We start from the raw sequence: 1404 nt of genomic DNA on the forward strand, positions 1-1404 counted from the left end.
TTGTATTTGTTGTGGTTTTGGTATTAATATAAGTTATTCCCATAATTTTAATCGTAGACATAGCGGACTTAGAAAAGAAATCAAGGTAAGGACGCCTTATGAGGCTTTGAAATATTGGTATAATTTGAAACCTGATTTGTTTATCAGAGAGCCTGATATGTTCCGAAGTATGGTTTTTGAAGGAAGGGAACAACGTGGTGAAACCTGACAATTATATTCTTTATGAGGAAGGCAAGGTCTTCCTCATAAGAGACGAAAAAAAACCCCAGTCTCAGATAAAACTGGGGGTTTTTAAGATGTTAATTTAGCATCCATCCTAAGACACTAAATCAGACTTTCTAACTAGAATTAGAACTTAATATCAAACCTAATACCTTTATTAGTTCCGTTCATGATATCAAACTCAGATCCACTAAACTTAGCCAAGTTAGCTGTTAACTTACCGCCAGATACAGCATGAGTAAAGATTAATTCAGCGCCTGTCACCTTATCAGCTGCACTATATGTATTCTTAGTGTAGATAGCCTTAATTTTAGAGCCTGCAACCTTAGTACTTACTGAAACACCTAAGATTTTAGAGAAGTCTTCAACATCCGCTACTGCTGTTGCTGTACGACCACGAGCACGATGACCGATTAACATAGAACCTAATAGTGTAAACTTAGAATTGCTATGTGTGTTAACAACATCTTTGTTCTTATACTGAGCAATATCCCATTTAATAGCGCCTGCTTTACCGCCAACATGAAGTAAAGTTATTTTTTCTTCAGGGTGTCCATTTACTGATTTTCTCTTAAAATGTTCAGCAGCAACTGAAATACCAGCAAAGGTACCTGAAGCAGAAAGATCTGTCCATTTAGCCCTAGGATCATTGATTAGCTTAACTTTTGCACCAGCAACTTTAGCAGCAATACTAACATTTGTTGCACCAGAAGCAGCAGCAGTACCGCCACCTACATCCGTTGTATACACGCCTAAGGTAACAGGGCCAACTTTAGTTGATAAAGATAGAGCGTCTGTTTTACCAGCACTCTTACTCCATGCACCCAAACCAATTGTGTCATAGAAATCACCCGCTTTAACATTAACAGGACCCACTTTAGTAGTAATATAGAATTGATGTAAATTAGAAGCGCCAGAACGAGCTGGAGTGTTATCGTCAGTTCTAAAACTAACAACCACTGTAGTTACACCAGATTTACCAATTACATTTAAGTTAACACGCTTGCGATTTTCAGTATTACTACCACTGACATTAGTGCCAATATCAGCATATTGAATATACGCATCACCCTTGATTGAAATATCAGCCATTGATGTTGATGCCATTGTTGTTGCTACTGCAGCGACTATTAATTTTTTCATTATATACTCCGTAAATTGTGAAAAAAAACCAAAAAATGA

Annotated in this window: 1 protein-coding gene and 1 pseudogene; one reads left to right on the forward strand and one right to left on the reverse strand. The window is 37.0% G+C overall.

Annotated elements, in window-relative coordinates:
- Window positions 1-208 (forward strand): annotated as a pseudogene (locus tag BAZSYMA_RS10210) (hypothetical protein); the annotation flags it as partial.
- A 140-nt stretch (window positions 209-348) separates the two neighbouring features.
- Here the strand turns inward: BAZSYMA_RS10210 and BAZSYMA_RS03730 are convergent.
- Window positions 349-1365, reverse strand: a complete 1017-nt coding sequence (locus BAZSYMA_RS03730; protein ID WP_237731730.1) for a hypothetical protein — start codon at window positions 1363-1365, stop codon at window positions 349-351.
- Window positions 1366-1404: the final 39 nt, after the last annotated feature.

Source organism: Bathymodiolus azoricus thioautotrophic gill symbiont (assembly GCF_001298715.1).
In the GTDB taxonomy this organism is placed as follows: Bacteria; Pseudomonadota; Gammaproteobacteria; order PS1; family Pseudothioglobaceae; genus Thiodubiliella.

Excerpts from the sequence above, each read along its gene's own strand:
- BAZSYMA_RS03730 (WP_237731730.1), bottom strand. The coding sequence starts at position 1,365 with ATGAAAAAATTAATAGTCGCTGCAGTAGCAACAACAATGGCATCAACA.